The sequence below is a fragment of the Algoriphagus sp. genome, assembly GCF_024642405.1.
In the GTDB taxonomy this organism is placed as follows: Bacteria; Bacteroidota; Bacteroidia; order Cytophagales; family Cyclobacteriaceae; genus Algoriphagus.
Genome location: NZ_JAHEBC010000063.1, coordinates 1 through 17,526 on the forward strand (window position 1 = coordinate 1; position 17,526 = coordinate 17,526).

The 17,526-nt window shown below is 36.6% G+C and carries 13 protein-coding genes and 2 pseudogenes; 9 read left to right on the forward strand and 6 right to left on the reverse strand.

Annotated elements, in window-relative coordinates; all coding sequences use genetic code 11:
* Positions 1-714 (reverse strand): annotated as a pseudogene (locus tag Q0L68_RS07075) (hypothetical protein); the annotation flags it as partial.
* 179 nt (positions 715-893) lie between these two features.
* Between Q0L68_RS07075 and Q0L68_RS07080 the strand changes: the two are divergent.
* Positions 894-2,723 carry a M1 family metallopeptidase gene (locus tag Q0L68_RS07080; protein WP_296701168.1) on the forward strand — a complete coding sequence of 610 codons (1,830 nt, stop codon included), beginning with the start codon at positions 894-896 and terminating at the stop codon, positions 2,721-2,723.
* A gap of 66 nt (positions 2,724-2,789) precedes the next feature.
* Here Q0L68_RS07080 and Q0L68_RS07085 read toward each other — a convergent pair whose 3' ends face one another.
* Positions 2,790-2,966 (reverse strand): histone H1, encoded by a 177-nt coding sequence (locus Q0L68_RS07085; RefSeq protein ID WP_296701170.1) that lies wholly within the window; start codon positions 2,964-2,966, stop codon positions 2,790-2,792.
* Positions 2,967-3,069: 103 nt separating this feature from the next.
* Positions 3,070-4,320, reverse strand: coding sequence for an aminotransferase class I/II-fold pyridoxal phosphate-dependent enzyme (locus Q0L68_RS07090; protein WP_296701173.1), 1,251 nt, complete (start codon positions 4,318-4,320; stop codon positions 3,070-3,072).
* A 195-nt stretch (positions 4,321-4,515) separates the two neighbouring features.
* Here Q0L68_RS07090 and Q0L68_RS07095 point away from each other — a divergent pair, with 195 nt between their 5' ends.
* Genes Q0L68_RS07095 through Q0L68_RS07105 form a run of 3 tightly spaced genes read left to right on the forward strand, consistent with a single transcriptional unit; the run spans position 4,516 to position 7,889 of the window.
* On the forward strand, positions 4,516-6,015 hold the full coding sequence (locus Q0L68_RS07095; protein ID WP_296701175.1) for an acetyl-CoA carboxylase biotin carboxylase subunit: 1,500 nt from the start codon (positions 4,516-4,518) through the stop codon (positions 6,013-6,015).
* 4 nt (positions 6,016-6,019) lie between these two features.
* Positions 6,020-7,318 (forward strand): DUF1015 domain-containing protein, encoded by a 1,299-nt coding sequence (locus Q0L68_RS07100; RefSeq protein ID WP_296701177.1) that lies wholly within the window; start codon positions 6,020-6,022, stop codon positions 7,316-7,318.
* Entirely contained in the window at positions 7,299-7,889 is a 591-nt protein-coding gene (locus tag Q0L68_RS07105; RefSeq protein ID WP_296701179.1) for a Maf family nucleotide pyrophosphatase, read from the forward strand. Before Q0L68_RS07100 ends, Q0L68_RS07105 begins: the two co-directional genes overlap by 20 nt.
* A 55-nt stretch (positions 7,890-7,944) precedes the next feature.
* Here Q0L68_RS07105 and Q0L68_RS07110 read toward each other — a convergent pair whose 3' ends face one another.
* The 3 genes from Q0L68_RS07110 to sdaAB are packed head-to-tail and all read right to left on the reverse strand — an operon-like array spanning position 7,945 to position 11,313.
* The gene (locus Q0L68_RS07110; protein WP_296701180.1) at positions 7,945-9,264 is read right to left on the reverse strand and encodes an efflux RND transporter periplasmic adaptor subunit; all 1,320 of its coding nucleotides are present in this window, start codon (positions 9,262-9,264) and stop codon (positions 7,945-7,947) included.
* 3 nt (positions 9,265-9,267) lie between these two features.
* A complete protein-coding gene (locus Q0L68_RS07115) occupies positions 9,268-10,617 on the reverse strand; it encodes a TolC family protein (RefSeq protein WP_296701181.1) in 1,350 nt (449 codons plus the stop codon).
* Positions 10,618-10,635: 18 nt separating this feature from the next.
* On the reverse strand, positions 10,636-11,313 hold the full coding sequence (sdaAB, locus tag Q0L68_RS07120) for an L-serine ammonia-lyase, iron-sulfur-dependent subunit beta (protein WP_296701182.1): 678 nt from the start codon (positions 11,311-11,313) through the stop codon (positions 10,636-10,638).
* Between the two features lie 164 nt (positions 11,314-11,477).
* Here sdaAB and Q0L68_RS07125 point away from each other — a divergent pair, with 164 nt between their 5' ends.
* The 5 genes and pseudogenes from Q0L68_RS07125 to Q0L68_RS07145 all read left to right on the forward strand — a co-directional run.
* Entirely contained in the window at positions 11,478-12,290 is an 813-nt protein-coding gene (locus Q0L68_RS07125; RefSeq protein WP_296701184.1) for an aminotransferase class IV, read from the forward strand.
* 120 nt (positions 12,291-12,410) lie between these two features.
* On the forward strand, positions 12,411-14,054 hold the full coding sequence (locus Q0L68_RS07130) for a sodium/sugar symporter (protein ID WP_296701186.1): 1,644 nt from the start codon (positions 12,411-12,413) through the stop codon (positions 14,052-14,054).
* Positions 14,055-14,066: 12 nt separating this feature from the next.
* Positions 14,067-15,569 (forward strand): FGGY family carbohydrate kinase, encoded by a 1,503-nt coding sequence (locus Q0L68_RS07135; RefSeq protein WP_296701188.1) that lies wholly within the window; start codon positions 14,067-14,069, stop codon positions 15,567-15,569.
* 45 nt (positions 15,570-15,614) lie between these two features.
* The gene (gene xylA / locus Q0L68_RS07140) at positions 15,615-16,928 is read left to right on the forward strand and encodes a xylose isomerase (protein ID WP_296701190.1); all 1,314 of its coding nucleotides are present in this window, start codon (positions 15,615-15,617) and stop codon (positions 16,926-16,928) included.
* Between the two features lie 114 nt (positions 16,929-17,042).
* Positions 17,043-17,526: pseudogene (locus tag Q0L68_RS07145) on the forward strand (sialate O-acetylesterase); the annotation flags it as partial.

A 17,526-nucleotide genomic window follows, 5' to 3' on the forward strand; every position in this document is an offset into this window, starting at 1 on the left:
GTTATCCCCACCGTCATGGGTTACAAAAAGCCCGGAAGAAGAACCACCTGATTCAAAGAAATATGGGTATCTTCTATGTTGCCACATATTGACAAAAATCTTATTTGGATTATTGGGGTCTATTATCATTTCGCCCACTCCAGTCTTAGGATCCATATACAAGATTTTATCCCAAGTCTTGCCACCGTCTGTCGTTCTATAAAGCCCACGATCTTCTTGCTCTCCCCATGGAGATCCAATCGCCCCTACATAAACTGTATTAGGATCATCTGGATGAACTATTATTCTATGAATAGCCCGTGTTTTTTCGAGTCCCATCAATTCCCACGTTTCACCGGCATCCATGGATCTATAGACGCCATATCCAAGGTTTAAGGAATTTCTGGGATTTCCTTCTCCAGTTCCAACCCATATGATATTTGGGTTTTTCTGATAGATGGAAATTGACCCTATCGAATGTACTTTTTCATTGTCAAAAATTGGCTTCCAATTAATTCCTCCAGAAGTTGATTTCCAAAGTCCACCGGATGCAGATCCCGCATAGATGATTGAGGGATTATCATCTACAGCATCTATTGCTGTAATTCTACCACTCATTGCAGCAGGACCTATACTTCTTGCCTTCATTGACTTAAATAGATTCATATCTATTTCCTGGGCATAGGAACCTAAACTGACCAAAAGAGCCAAGGATAGGATGTAAATTTTTCTCATGTTTGATATAAGGTTGAGTAATTTTCTAAAATAAGATAAAACCTTGAGCTAATAATTGATTTTTTTTTAAAGGGAATTTATACAAGTTTTAAAAACTGATTTGATTTTTTATAGGTGGTTTGTGCTCGGGATTCATTTTGATTTTCTTTGTACAAAAAAAGATTCATATGCTAAATGTCATGAATAAGCCTCTTTTAGGGCTTTTTCTTTTTGTATTCACAGGTTCTTCTGTAATAGCTCAAACAGGCAGGTTTCAGCAAGCTGTTGATTACAAAATGGAAGTTGAAATGAATGTTTCATCAAATCAGTATTCCGGAACTCAAGTATTGAAGTACTACAATAATTCACCTGATACTCTCTACAAAGTATTTTACCATCTGTACTATAATGCATTCCAGCCTGGAAGTATGATGGATGAAAGATCAAGGTCTATATCTGATCCTGACCGAAGAGTTGGAGACCGAATTAATTCATTAAAGCCAGATGAAATTGGTTATTTACATGTAAATGAATTGACAATGGGAGGGGTGAGTGTAGATTTTGAGGAGGTAGGGACAATATTGGAAGTGACCCTTCCTAAGCCTATCCTTCCAAATTCTGAAACTGAATTTAAAATGTCCTTTATGGGTCAAGTACCTATACAAATCAGAAGATCCGGAAGAGATAGTGAGGAAGGAGTTCGCTATTCGATGTCTCAATGGTATCCTAAAATGGCAAATTATGATGAGCAAGGTTGGCATTCTAATCCCTATGTTGGTCGTGAATTCTATGGGATTTGGGGAGATTTTGATGTGAAAATTACCATTGACAAAAATTACACGATTGGAGGAACTGGTTATCTTCAGAATCCAAATGAAATTGGTCATGGCTATGAGGATGAAGGAGTAACAGTGCCAAAAGTGAGCGGGGAAACTTTGACTTGGCACTTTAAAGCTCCTATGGTTCATGATTTTATGTGGGCTGCCGATCCAAAGTATAGGCATGAAAAAGTTGAAATGGAAAATGGGATAACTGTTCACCATTTATTCATACCCTCAGAAGAGACTACTGAAAACTGGGAAAAGTTAAAGGAATACACTCCAAAAGCTATCAATTTCCTCTCCGAGAATTTTGGACAATATCCATATAAGCAATTCTCTGTAATTCAAGGAGGAGATGGTGGTATGGAGTATGCAATGTCAACCCTTGTGACTGGTGGAAGAAATTTAAGAGGGTTAGTAGGAGTAATGGCTCATGAATTGGCACATAGCTGGTTTCATGGAGTATTGGCTACTAATGAGTCTCTTTATCCTTGGATGGATGAGGGTTTTACGAGTTATGCGTCAAGTCTAACGATGTCGGAGATTTTTAGTCCTTCGAAAACTCCATTAGCTGGCTCTTATTCTGGGTATTATAGATTGGTTAAATCCGGAAAAGAGGAACCTATGAGTACTCATTCTGATCACTATCATACCAATTCGGCTTATAGTTCGGCAGCATATAGTAAAGGTGCTGTATTCTTGGAGCAAATGGGATATATAATTGGAGCTGATGTAAGAGATCGTGGAATGCTCAGGTATTGGGATACCTGGAAGTTTAAGCATCCAAATGTCAATGATCTGATTCGAGTTATGGAAAAAGAAAGTGGATTAGAATTAGATTGGTATAAGGAATACTTTGTTTACACTACCAAAACAATCAATTACGGAATTAAAGAAGTAAACCCTCAAGGAAATAAAACTGACATTATTTTAGAAAGAATAGGTCTTATGCCAATGCCGATAGATTTGGTTGTTACCTATAAAGATGGTTCCCAGGAAATGATTTATTTACCTTTGGTTATTATGAGAGGAGAAAAATTACCTGAAGAAGGAGCTCCTAAAAGAATTTTAACTGAAGATTGGCCTTGGACAAATACTACCAAAAAAATTACACTCGATAGAAAAATGGATGAAATCAAATCAGTGGAGATAGATCCTAGTAAAAGACTTGCAGACCTGGAGCAAGAGAATAATATAGTGGAATTCTAACCCTAAAATTTGAAATGTATTCCAACAAAAAAGGTGATCAGATGATCACCTTTTTTGATTTTTACTTTAACCAGCGTTTTTCATATCTTGAACTTCCTTACGGATTTCCTGTGCAATGTTTTTTAGGTCTTGCATCCCTTTTCTAACTCTGGTTCCGGCAGCCTGGTTATTCTTGTCATAAAATTTGTCAAAATCGGCTTCCATACCACTTACAAGATCTTTGATTTCACTAAATCTGCTCATAATAATAGTGATTATTTTTTAGGTTGATGATAAGTTTATTGAGTTCAATATAGCCTAAATACTTGCTAATTCAATCAGGAGGCCGTTTTTTTTGAATATTTTTTTATTCTCCGAAAGAACTTGCAAATTCTGAGTTTTTATAAACTCCAGTGGTAAGTTTCTCTTTGATCGCTGCAAAAGCTGTAATTGTTTCCTTAACATCTTCAAGAGAATGTACTGCAGTTGGGATCAATCTCAAGATTATCATGCCTTTAGGGACAACCGGGTAAATTACTACTGAACAGAAGATGGCGTGATTTTCTCTTAAGTCTTTTGTCAAAGCTGCTGCTTCACCTACGGTTCCGTTCAGAACAACCGGAGTAACTGGTGAATTTGATTTTCCAGTACTGAAGCCATTCTCATGAAGTCCTTTACGAAGGGCTTTAACAATTTTCCATAAATTATCTTTCAGTTCAGGTTGAGTTTTTAAAAGTTCCAGTCTTTTCAAAGCCCCTTCAACCAAAAGCATTGGAAGTGATTTTGCAAATATCTGAGAACGCATATTATATCTTAAATAAAGAATTACCTCTGCATCGCCAGCGATAAACGCTCCAATACTCGCCATTGACTTTGCAAAAGTTGAGAAATAAAGGTCTACTTGATCTTGAACTCCTTGTTCTTCGTCCGTTCCTGCACCTGTTTTACCCATAGTACCAAATCCATGAGCATCGTCAATTAAGAGTCTAAAATCGAACTTTTGTTTTAATGCAACTATTTCCTTCAACTTCCCTTGATCCCCGGTCATTCCGAAAACTCCCTCGGTAATTACTAAGATTCCTCCTCCGGTTTCATTGGCCAATTTGGTAGCTCTTTCCAACTGCTTTTCACAGTTTTCTATGTCATTATGAGGAAATACATATCTTTTACCCATATGCATCCTTAAAGCATCAATGATACAGGCATGACACTCTGAATCATATACTACTACGTCTTTTCTGTCTAATAGCGAATCTATGACTGACATGATGCCTTGATAGCCATAGTTTAGTAAATATGCTTTTTCCTTTTTAACGAAAGCTGCCAACTCATCTTCAAGTTGCTCATGCAATGTTGTTTGACCTGACATCATACGTGCTCCCATTGGATATGCAGCTCCCCATTTTGCAGCAGCTTCTGCATCTGTTTTTCGCACTTCAGGATGATTAGCCAACCCTAGATAATTATTTAAACTCCAGGTTAATACTTCTTTTCCTTGGAACATCATTCTAGGTGCAATTTCACCTTCAAGTTTAGGAAATGAGAAGTAACCGTCTGCAAACTCAGAGTGTTTGCCCAGTGGGCCCATATTCATTTTTAATTTAGCAAATAGATCCAAAGCGAATTTTTATTTTAGGTGAGTGCTGTTACAATTAAGTAATTATGATCTTTTAATCAAAAATCGGTCAAAAATAAAACTTTAAAACCGTCTAAGCAAAAAACGCTTTTCGTTTCCTAGCATTCTTACCTTTACTCAGATAAATTTCTTTATTTAGTCTCTTTCGATAATTGATTATACCCAAACAATAAAATAATGCCCAAAATCAAAAAACTTTTAGTCGCTAACCGGGGGGAAATAAGCCTACGGATTATGAAAACAGCTAAAGAAATGGGGATCAAGACAGTTGCTGTATTTAGTGAGGCTGATAGATTATCTCCTCATGTCAAGTTTGCTGATGAAGCAGTATGTCTAGGACCACCAGCGTCTGCCCAGTCCTATCTTTTGGGAGAAAAAATAATTGAAGTTTGTAAGGAATTAAATGTGGATGCTATTCATCCGGGTTATGGTTTTCTTTCCGAGAATGCTGATTTTGCTAAAAAAGTATCTGATTCAGGCTTGATTTTCGTCGGACCTTCCCCTCAATCTATAGAAGTAATGGGAAGTAAGTTAGCTGCCAAACAAGCGGTTGGTAAATATGATATTCCATTAGTTCCAGGTACAGAAGAAGCTATTTCTGATATTCCCGAGGCGAAAAAGATTGCCGAAAAAATAGGTTATCCTATTTTAATAAAAGCAAGTGCAGGAGGAGGGGGTAAAGGAATGCGAATCGTTGAAAACGAAACTGAATTTGAGGAACAAATGGATAGAGCTATCAGCGAAGCAATTTCTTCATTTGGTGATGGGGCTGTTTTTATTGAAAAGTTTATTACTTCCCCAAGACATATAGAAATCCAAATATTAGGAGATCAGCAAGGAAACGTTGTTTACCTATTTGAAAGAGAGTGTTCCATCCAAAGAAGGCACCAGAAAGTAATTGAAGAAGCACCATCTGCGGTGGTAACTCCTAAAATGCGAAAGGCAATGGGGGAGGCTGCAGTTGGCGTTGCAAAAGCTTGTGATTATTTCGGAGCTGGAACTGTTGAATTTATTGTCGATGATAAGCTGAATTTTTATTTTTTGGAAATGAATACAAGGCTTCAAGTAGAACACCCTGTAACTGAGATGATAACAGGGAAAGATTTAGTAAAGGAACAAATTCTCATAGCCGAAGGAAATCCACTTTCTTTCTCTCAGGAAGATTTGAAAATAAATGGTCATTCAGTAGAAGTCCGTGTTTATGCTGAGGATCCAAAAAATAATTTTCTTCCTGATATAGGTACCTTACTAACCTATAAAAGGCCTCAAGGCCCAGGAATAAGGGTGGATGATGGATTTGACGAAGGAATGAAAATCCCGATTTATTATGATCCTATGATTGCCAAATTAATAACTCATGCTGAAACAAGGCAAGGAGCTATAGATAGAATGATTAGCGCAATAGAGGATTATAAAATCACAGGAATTCAAACTACCCTTAGTTTTTGCAAGTTTGCTTTGCAGCATAAAGCATTTTCTTCAGGTAATTTTGATACTAAATTCGTAGAGAAATATTTCCAGCCTGAGGTTTTGGAGGTAGAATTTTCTAAAGATGAAAAAGATCTTTTAGCTGCTTTAGCTGTTGAGTTTTATGAAAACTCGAGTTCTGGGAACAAACAGAAAACTGAAATTACCAATGAAACAGAAAAATCTGCTTGGAGAAAAAGGCTGAATTAATAAAATGGCAGAAATACTACCGATAAAAGCTTGGCGATACCATGATAAATTTAAATCAAATATCGACGAACTGACAGCACCACTATTTGATGTTGTTTCTGAGAGACAAAGAGATCTATTATACCAAAACCCATATAATAGTATTCATTTATCTGTACCAAAAGGTCCCAACCCGTCAAAGCGGGCATTAGAGACCTTAGAAAAATGGAAGAAAAATCAAATAATTGTACAAGATAAAGAACCGGGTATCTATGTTTACTACCAATTTTTTAGGCTCCCTGGAGAACATGATTCACGCTGTAGAAAAGGGTTTATAGCTCAAATTAAGGCCTATAATTGGGATGAGAAGATTATTTTAAGGCATGAAAATACGATCGTCCATGCAGTGAACGATAGGATTGATCTCCTTAAATCAACCAAAATACAAGCAAGTCCGACTCATGGTCTGTATGAAGATCCGAACAATCATTTGGAAAAATATATGGACGAAGCAATAGCAAACCCTCTTTATGAATTAGAGGACTATCAAGGAGTCCGCGAAGTTCTGGGAGTTATTCGAAATCCCTCCATAATAGGTAAGTTTTTGTCTGTGTTAGAAGATAAACAAGTGATTTTGGCAGATGGTCATCATAGGCTTGAAGGTGCTATAGAATATAGAAACTCTTGTAAAAATCAACTAGAAGGTGAAAAATGGAAAAGTCATGATTATCATATGATGTATTTCACCAATACTAATGGTAACCATTTAAAAATACTTCCAACCCATCGACTTTTCAAGGGATTAAAAATGACTAAAGAAAATTTTCTAGCGTCTTTAGGGGATTGGTTCGAAGTAAAAAAGTTTCCTGATCAGGATGATTTAGGAAGTTATGCTTTTCATAAGCCTTGGTCTTATGGTTTATTAATTGAAGAGGAAAGTTATCTACTCCAATTGAAATCAGGAAAATATGATTTGATTTCCTCTTCCTATCCTGGAGTGATCAAGAAATTAGATTTGGCTGTTCTTCATGAACTGATTTTTAATAAAATATTGGGAATTCCAATGGAAGAACAGAGAAGTTCTGCAAATATTAAATATGAAAGAAGTTTTTCAAGATGTATTCATGAAGTGCAAACTGGAAAAGCTAGCTTTGCAATCATTACCCGCGAACTAGAATTAAATCAAGTTCTTGAGGTTTGTAGATCTGGGTATGTGATGCCTCAAAAATCAACATATTTTTATCCAAAAGCTTTGGGAGGGTTACTGTTTGCTAGTATAAAACAAGATGAATTTGAATTTGAATATGAAACCTTTCTTAAATAAACTAAAGGACAAGAAAATTATTTTGGCCTCCAATTCTCCCCGTAGGCAAGAATTGCTAAAAGGCCTTGAAGTTGAATTTGAAGTTCGTCCAAATGCAGTTGAGGAGAAGATTCCAGGTGATATGAAACCTGAATTTGTAGCTGCTTATTTAAGTAAGTTGAAGGCGGATTCTTTCCCTGATGAATTAAAAGAGAATGAAATCTTAATAACTTCGGATACAGTAGTTATTGAAGATGGACATGTATTGGGTAAACCTTCCAATGAAGAAGAAGCATTTGATATGCTTAAAAGTTTATCAGGTACATCCCATATTGTGATGACGGCAGTTACTTTTAAAGACAAGAAAAGGCAAATTACTGTTGAAGATGAAACAATCGTAACCTTCAGGTTTCTTGAAGAGGATGAGATTTGGCATTATATCAAAACGTATCAGCCATTGGATAAAGCAGGTGCATACGGTATCCAGGAATGGATTGGATACATTGGAGTCACTAAAATGGAAGGTTCTTATTTTAATGTTATGGGATTCCCATTACATTTAATTTATGAGCAATTAAAAAAATGGTCATAAAAAATGCCCCCGATGATTTCTATCTCTTCGGGGGCAAACTTGAAAAGTCCTTTATTTAGTTACTTTGAGCAATAGAGCTTGGTCTGGGAGTTGCCATTTTTACAACTTTGTCTCCTTCTTTCAGTTGTTTACTCACTACAAAGTAAGGCCCTGAAATAATCTCTTCACCCTCAGTAATACCTTCTAAAACTTCGATATTCTCAAAATCAGAAATCCCTGTTTTGATTTCTTTCAGTTTTGCTATTCCATTCTCACTTACAAATACCAGTTCTTTAGATTTTGTTGTTCCACCGGCCAAAGTGTCAACTTTGTTATCTCTTGTTGTAACAGCAGAAAGTGGAATTGCCAATGCATTGTCTTTGCTGGTAGTCAAGATATCTACTGAAGCAGTCATCCCCGGTCTAAATGGGTATTTAGTTCCTGCAGCCACTAGGTCTTGATATGAACTGTTCAGGATTCTGATTTTTACTTTAAACTCCGTTACTGCATCTGCTGAAGCTTTTGCATTGGCAGTATTGGCAATGCTTGTTACAATACCTTTAAATTTTTTGCCTGCAGAGGAATAAGAATCAACATCTATTATTGAAGTGTCACCCATGCTCAAACGGATAATGTCATTTTCATTGACATCAACACGAACTTCCATTTTAGAAAGATCAGCAATAGTTAACATTTCTGTACCAGCCATCTGAGCAGTTCCAACGACTCTTTCACCTTTTTCTACTAAAAGGTTGGAAACAATTCCGCTCACAGGTGAATAAACATTTGTCAATCTTAAATTTTCTGCAGCCTCATCTACCGTTGCTTGGGAACTTTTAACTACAAATTCAGATGCGATTACATTTTGCTTTGCTGCTTCCAAATCTTTCTGAGATGTGATATAATTTGCTTGGGCAGTTTCGAAATCTGATTCGGAAATAGCTCGCTGTTCGTATAGTCCTTTTTGTCTGTTAAAATTTAACTCAGCTTGATTGAATTGAGCTTCTGATCTTTGCAAACTAGCTTTAGCTTGAGATAAATTAGCCATTTGCTGATTCAAATTTGCTCTAGATCTATCTAATGCTGAAATAAAGTTATCAGGTCTAATTTTCACCAATAACTTACCTTCAGCTACTGAATCTCCCTCAATAATATTAAGTTCAATGATTTCACCTGCAACATCTGGAGAGAGATTAACCTCTACTTCCGGTTGTATTTCGCCAGATGCACTTACTTTCTCTATTATTTTGGTTCTTTTAGCTGTGGCAAATTCAACTTCGATTTCCTTTGCCCCCCCAAACCAACCAGCAGTTCGACCTATGATCGCAATTACAATAATTAATCCTACCCCACCGAGTAGGTAATACAAGAGTTTGTTCGACTTTTTATTAGCCATGATTTAGTTTAAGTTAATTGGATTACCCAGGTAAAAATCAAGAACTTTTACTCTGAAAATATAGGTGTATTTAGCATTCAACAAATCAGCTTGAGCGTTGAATAAGTTGTTTTGGGCAACTTGAAAATCTACTGAGTTAATTGCGCCTAAATCAAATCTTTGTTGAGCTATTCGGAATGATTCTTCTAAGTTTTGAACTTGAATTAGGGAAGATTCATAAGTCAATTGAGATGCAAGAGCACTGTTATAAGCAGTTTCAATATCATTTCTTAACTGATTTTCAGTTTCCAAAGCCGATACTTCACTGATTTGTCTTTGAACCCGCGCACGTTGAACAGCTGCCTTGTTGCTGAGCCTTGAGAAAAGAGGAATATTTAATTGTAGGTTCAAGGCTTGAGAAAGGTTGTTTTCAATTTGCTGACCAAAAGTTGGTCTTTCAGTACCGAATGCTTGATCTACGTAATTGGAGAAAATATTCGCACTGATTCCTAGGGTTGGAAAAAATCCTCCTTTAGCAAGTTTTAGACCATATTCTGCACTTTCAATATTTGCTTGGGCTGCTTTGATTTCAGGCATGGTCTCCAACGCCATCTGGTAGATGTCCTCCGGGGTTTCAGTCGCCATCAATGTCTCGTTTATTTCAAATTCAGGTTCGATTACCGAAAATTCAGGAGTGTATGGTATTTGTAAAGCCTGAGCAAGATTGAGCTTCGCAATATTGTAATTGTTTCTTGCATTGATCAAATTAACCTCATTCGTTGCATTTTGTGCCTGTACATCTAATTGATCAGAAAAGGGTAATGAACCTGCATCGACTAATTTATTTGTTCTTGTGAGTTGATCCTTTGTAGTTGCCAATTGATTTTCTGCAACATTTACCTGCTCTCTATTGAAAACCACATTTATAAACAAATTGATAATGTTTAGTGTAATGTCATTTTTGGTTGCTTCGATATTGTACATTCCAGATTCCAAATCAACTTTGGATTGTTTAACGGAATTATTAATCTGATTTCCTGCGAAAATAGTGGCACTGGAAGAGGCAGACAAGTTTATATTTCCAATCCTAGCGGTTTCAAATAGGTTAGTTACTGGGTTAATTGATCTACCCCAGCGGACACCATAACTCGTGCCTGTATTAAAGTTAGGGAGTCTTTGTCCTTTGTTTTGCAAAAGGGTAGCTTCATTTGTTAGTTGGTTAAGCTCGCTTCGTTTTAAGGTTAGATTGTTTTCCAAAGCGATCGATACAGCCGTTTCCAGATCAAGTGGTCCATCTGGAATTGTCGTTTCTTGCGCAAAAATTGAAAAACTTAATCCTACCATTAGGGCAAAGCTTAATAAGCATTTTTTCATGTGGTTGTGATTAAATAATTAAAGGTCAATATCAGGTATATAATTTAATTCTTTGATCCAAGAAAGAGATTTTAAGTAATCTAAAGTAATTTTTTGTATCCCAGAATCCATTTCTATCACATGACAAGCTATGTCATTTTTCCCTTTCCTGGAGACAGACATCGTGGCAATATTTGCCTTTTCTTGAGCAATAACACTGGATATAAAAGCTATAGCACCTGAAATATCCTGTGCTTTAATAATTAAAGTGTGATCCTTAGCTGAGAAATTTGCTACAAATCCATCCACTTCTGAAATATTAATAATTCCACCACCTAAGCTCTCACCTACAACTTCTACAGTTCTTTCGCCTAAAGTTAAATTAAGTTTAATTGTATTCGGATGATGAATAGAAGAATTCCCTATGGATTTGAATTTATATTCAAAGCCAATTTCTTCAGCTTTATCTAAGGCATTTTTTATTCTTGGATCATCCGTTTTAAAATCCATCAATCCACCAATTATTGCTCTATCACTTCCATGCCCTTCATAGGTTCTTGCAAAAGAATTATAAAAAGTAATCAATGCCTTTTCAGGTTTACCTCCTAATACTCTAATGGCTGCTCTGGCAATTCTTACAACTCCAGCTGTATGAGAAGATGACGGTCCTATCATGACGGGACCTATCATATCAAATATGCTACTTTTGTTTGCCATTTCGGTTTTGAGTCCAATATTGATGCTAAGCTCTTTATTCTTTCGTTATTAAAATCAAAAATGTTATTAATCATTCAAATTTCCTCATTTAAGGTCTATTCTTTATTACTTTTAACAGGTTCATTTTTTTACATAATCAGAAACTGACCGAAATTGAACAGGTAATGAACGATTTTGAAACAAATTTAATATTTAACGACGAAACCCTTACCTGGTCTTTTAGCGATAAAATAAATATTCCTAACAGAGCCATGAATTTTGGGGATGGTCTTTTTGAATCAATGGTTTTTTGTAAAAGTAAGGTTAGGTATTCAGAAAAGCATTTGGATCGTTTGAAAAACGGTTTTTCGATTCTGGGGTTTCCCTTTGAAAATATTGATATTGAATTAATAGAAAAAACTCTGAAAAAGAATTTTCCTCCAGGAGATTTACGAGTTAGATGGAATTTGTTTAGATCAGGTTCTGGTACTTATACCCCTTCAACGAATAGACTTATCCAGACTTTACAAATAAAAAAATTTTCTCCACCTCCAAGAATCAAGAAAACAGCTTTTATCTGTACAAGGATAAAAATTTTCCCGACTATTTGGTCTAATGCCAAAACTCTGAATTCATTGCCTTATGTCTTGGCAAATATCGAAAGGACTGATCTAAAAATGGACGAGGTGATTATTTTAGACAATAGAGGGTTTATTTCTGAGGCTGGCTCTTCTAATATTTTTTGGATGATTGGAGAAGAGGTGTTCACACCTTCTTTGAATAGTTCTTGTATTGCTGGCGTAGGAAGGGCTGTAATCATTGAATCTCTGAAAAATTTAGGGATGGAAATAACCGAGGGATTATTTTTTCCAGAACATTTAGCTAAAGCTACTACTGTTTGGGTTAGTAATGCTATGGGTATAAGTTATTTGGAAAATATAGAAGGCGTGGAATATTCCACGAAAACTCTTCCGTTTTTAGAAAAGCTTTTCAATTAAGTAAAGATTCGAAATAATTTATTTTCTGACCTTTAAATGAAAGTCTTATATTTAATGCCTTGTCTTGAATTTTAATAAGGATTAATAAAATTTACGCCCAAAAAACCAACCAATTTCAATATGCTCTTAGAACCCTTAGACCTAATAGTTTTCGTCGGATATTGTTTGCTCATCGTGGGGATGGGTCTTTTTGTATCCAGAGAGAAGAAAGGACACGTTAAAAACTCCTCAGATTATTTTCTTGCCTCTAAAGCCTTACCCTGGTGGGCAGTTGGAGCATCATTAATTGCTTCAAATATTTCCGCTGAGCAATTTATTGGAATGTCTGGGTCTGGTTTTGCTTTAGGTTTGGCTATATCCACCTACGAGTGGATGGCTGCAGTAACCCTTTTGGTAGTTGCTATTTTCTTTTTACCTGTCTATATTAAAAAAGGGATTTATACCATGCCCGGGTTTTTATTAGATAGATATGATACCCGGGTAAGAACCACCATGGCCGTGTTTTGGCTTTTATTGTATGTTTTTGTAAACCTTACTTCGGTTTTATACCTAGGGGCGCTTAGCTTAAACACTATTCTGAATGTCCCAATGGTTTATGGCATTTTAGGATTAGCAACTTTTGCAATGGTTTATTCCATTTATGGTGGCCTTAAAGCTGTAGCATGGACAGACGTTGTTCAAGTAGTTTTTTTGGTGGCGGGCGGACTTGCTACTACTTACATAGCCCTTCAAATGGTGGGATCTGGTGATGCTTGGGAAGGGCTTGGCTTGTTGAGGAGAGAGGTTCCTGGCCATTTTTCTATGATTTTATCCGAAGGTGAGATGATGATTCCTGATGGATCAGGCGGCACTCGTGATGCTTATTTGGATCTACCGGGGATTTCTGTTTTGGTCGGAGGAATGTGGATTACGAACTTAAGTTATTGGGGATTTAATCAATATATAACCCAAAGAGCTTTAGCAGCAAAAAATCTAGATGAAGCTCAAAAGGGGATGATTTTTGCAGGTTTTCTTAAATTATTAATGCCTTTGATCGTCGTAATTCCTGGAATTGCTGCTTGGGTAATCGTAAAAAATGGAATTGATGTAAGTTTTATCGATTCAATGAAAGATCCAGCCACAACCTTAATTAAGTCTGATAGAGCTTATCCTACCTTGTTACAGTTATTGCCCGTTGGATTAAAAGGTTTGGCTTTTGCAGCATTAACGGCGGCGATTGTTTCTTCTTTGGCCTCTATGGCAAATAGTACATCCACTATCTTCACGATGGATATCTACCAGAAGTATTTCAGCAAAAATGCTTCTGAGACTAAACAAGTACGTGTAGGAAGAATTACAGCGGTAGTAGCCTTTTTAGTAGCAGCAATAGTAGCCCCAGCTTTAGGGCAATTAGACCAAGCCTTTCAATTTATTCAAGAATACACCGGGTTTATTAGTCCGGGGGTTTTTGCCATTTTCTTTTTTGGAGTGTTTTGGAAAAAAACAACCTCAAATGCAGCCTTAGTTGGTGCGGCTTTGAGTATCCCACTATCGGTAATTCTAAAAATAGGAATGCCAGATTTACCCTTCTTAGATAGAATGGGAGTTGTGTTTTTGATTTTAGCAGCCTTGATGATTGCCATTAGTTTATATGAAGGAAAAGGAAAAGATCATCCTAATAGCATCGAAATAAATAAAGAGTTATTTAAGACCAGTGCTTCCTTTAAAATTGGGGCATTTTTGATTGCTGGTATTACAGCAGCTCTTTATATCGTATTCTGGTAAAAATCATCTAAAATGAGACAACTGTTATTAGGATTAGATATTGGTAGTTCATCTATAAAGGCCTCTCTTTTGGATGCTGACACAGGAAAATCAATTGTGTCTAAAGCTTTTCCTGAAGAGGAAATGGTCATAAACTCTCCTCTGGAGGGATGGGCAGAACAAGACCCGGAGACCTGGTGGAAGTATATCCAACAAGCAAGTAAGTTTGTGCTCAAAAAAGCAAACGTCAAGGCAGGAGAGCTCAAGGGAATTGGCATTGCTTATCAGATGCATGGTTTGGTTTTAGTGGATAAGGATCAAAACGTTTTAAGGCCTTCAATAATATGGTGTGATAGCAGAGCTGTTTCTATTGGTGAAAAAGCATTCAAAGAACTAGGAGAGGAATATTGTCTACCTCATCTATTGAATTCGCCGGGTAATTTTACGGCATCAAAGCTTCGATGGGTAATTGAGAATGAACCAGAGATAGCTTCGAAAATTGATAAAATAATGCTTCCAGGTGATTTTATTGCCATGAAACTCACGGGCGAAATTTTGACTTCTGAAACTGGACTTTCAGAGGGTATATTTTGGGACTTTAAGGAAAATGGAATAAGTGAAAAAGTTCTTGAGAATTACAAAATTAATAAAGCTTGGTTGCCAAAAGTTGTTCCATCTTACTCTATCCAAGGCAAAGTAACATCTGAAGCCTCTCAGTTGACTGGAATAGAAGCAGGAGTATCTGTTTCTTACAGGGCTGGTGATCAACCTAATAATGCTTTTTCGCTACAAGTTTTAAAACCAGGTGAACTTGCTACTACTGCAGGTACTTCTGGGACAGTTTATGGTGTTTGTGACACACCTTTATATGATCCTCTTTCCAGAGTAAATACCTTTGTCCACGTGAACCATACCAAAGAAAAACCATCTTATGGTGTATTGCTTTGTGTAAATGGAACTGGGATTCTTAATAGTTGGATCAAGAAACTGCTTGGAGCAGGAAAGATAGAATATGAAGAAATGAATAATTTGGGAGGATCAGCCCCAATTGGTTCTGGTGGTCTTACTTTCATTCCCTTTGGGAATGGAGCTGAAAGAATCATGCAAAATAAACAAGTTGGTGCTCATTTGCTCGGTCTTGATTTACTCAAACATGATAAGAAACATATGATTCGTGCAGCACAGGAAGGGATTGTTTCTGCATTAACTTTCGGTTTTAGAATAATGCAAGATATGGGTATGGATCTAAAGACTGTAAAAGCTGGAAAAGCAAATATGTTTCTAAGTCCGATTTTTAGAAAAACCTTTGTTCATATGAATAAAGTTGTCTTGGAATTATATGATACCGATGGAGCCCAAGGTGCAGCAAGAGGTGCCGGTATTGGTGTCGGTCTGTTTTCCAATGAAACTGAAGCATTCCAAGGTTTGGATTTACTTGAAACAATTGAGCCCAATGAACAATTTTTTGAGCCTTACGAAGAAGTCTATCTCCATTGGAAAAATCAATTGGAAAAAATCCAAAAATTAAAAATATAATTGAATAAAAATAAACCTATTAATTAACCTTAATTACTTATTGACATGTCAAAACTGTATTTCCCAAGTATAGATAAAATTCCATTTGAAGGAAAGGATAGTAATAATCCTATGGCCTTCAGATATTATGATGAAAATAGAGTAATCGCTGGAAAAACTATGAAGGAACACTTCAAGTTTTCTATCGCTTATTGGCACTCCTTCTGTGGAACTGGCGGAGATCCATTTGGTCCAGGTACCATTATTCACCCTTGGGATGCAAACCCAGATCCAATTCAAAGAGCAAAAGATAAAATGGATGCAGCTTTTGAATTTATCACAAAGATTGGGGCTCCTTACTATTGCTTTCACGATATTGATTTGATTGACGAAGGAAAGGATATTGCAGAATACGAGCAAAGAATGAAAATCATCGTGGAGTATGCTAAGCAGAAGCAAGCAGAAACTGGTGTAAAATTACTTTGGGGAACTGCTAATGTATTTAGCAATCCACGCTATATGAATGGTGCATCGACTAACCCTGACTTTGATGTTTTGGCATATGCTGCAACTCAGGTTAAGAATTCCATTGATGCCACTATCGCATTGGGAGGTGAAAATTATGTGTTCTGGGGTGGACGTGAAGGTTATATGTCTTTGTTGAATACTGATATGAAGCGTGAAACTACCCATCTGGCAAAGTTTCTAACCATGGCTAGAGATTACGCCAGAAAGAATGGTTTTAAAGGAACATTCTTTATCGAACCTAAGCCAATGGAGCCTACAAAACATCAATATGATTACGATGCTGCAACAGTAATCGGGTTTTTGAGAGAGCATGGACTTGATAAAGATTTTAAATTGAATATTGAAGTTAACCATGCAACTCTTGCAGGTCATACTTTTCAGCATGAACTTCAGGTTTCTGCCGACGCAGGTATGTTAGGTAGTATAGATGCCAATAGAGGTGACTACCAAAATGGTTGGGACACTGATCAGTTTGCGATGAATTTACAGGAAATGACGGAGGCCATGTTGGTTATTTTGAACTCTGAAGGGCTTCAAGGTGGTGGAGTTAATTTTGATGCAAAACTCAGAAGAAACTCAACTGATCCTGAGGATTTGTTCTTGGCACATATTGGGAGTATGGATGCTTTTGCAAGAGGCATGTTAATCGCTCAAGATATTTTGGATAAGTCAGATTATCTAGAAAGAAGAAAGACTAGATATGCAAGCTATGACTCAGGAAAAGGAAAAGCTTTTGAGGAAGGTACTTTGACCTTGGAGGATCTTAGAAATTATGCTGCTGATAATGGCGAACCAGCTCAAACCAGCGGAAAGCAAGAATATTTTGAAAACTTGTTAAATAGATTTATCTAAGCTAGTTTTTATTGATTGGTTTAAAGTCCTGATAAAGTTTTCTTTGTCAGGACTTTTTTGTTATTGTCCTTTCAATATTTTTCTTCAATTTTCACTTGTATTCCCATAAATACTATGAAACGATACTTTATCCTATTAGTAATTCTGGCAAATTTTGCCTGTGATTCCGACAAATTCGAGTCAGAAGTAACCCTTCCAAAATTATTTGAAGATGGAATGGTTTTTCAGAGAGATCAAAAAATTCATGTTTGGGGAAAAGGGATTCCTAATAAAAAAGTAAGAGTATCAGTAGCGGGATTACTAGGAAGCACTGAAGTGGAAACTGATAGTACATGGTCAATTATGCTGCCTGAATCAAAAGCCGGAGGTCCTTTCATTCTAACGGTCAACAACACCCAGATTAATGATGTCTATCTAGGAGATGTTTGGGTTGCTGGTGGACAGTCAAATATGGAATGGGCATTAAAATCCCAAGTGATAGGAGCTGAAGATGAAATTGCTGAAGGTGGATTTCCAGAAATCAGATTTTTCAAGGTTCCACAATCTTACAGTGCAAAACCTCTAGAGGATGTTGTAGGAGGAGAGTGGAGAGTTGCTA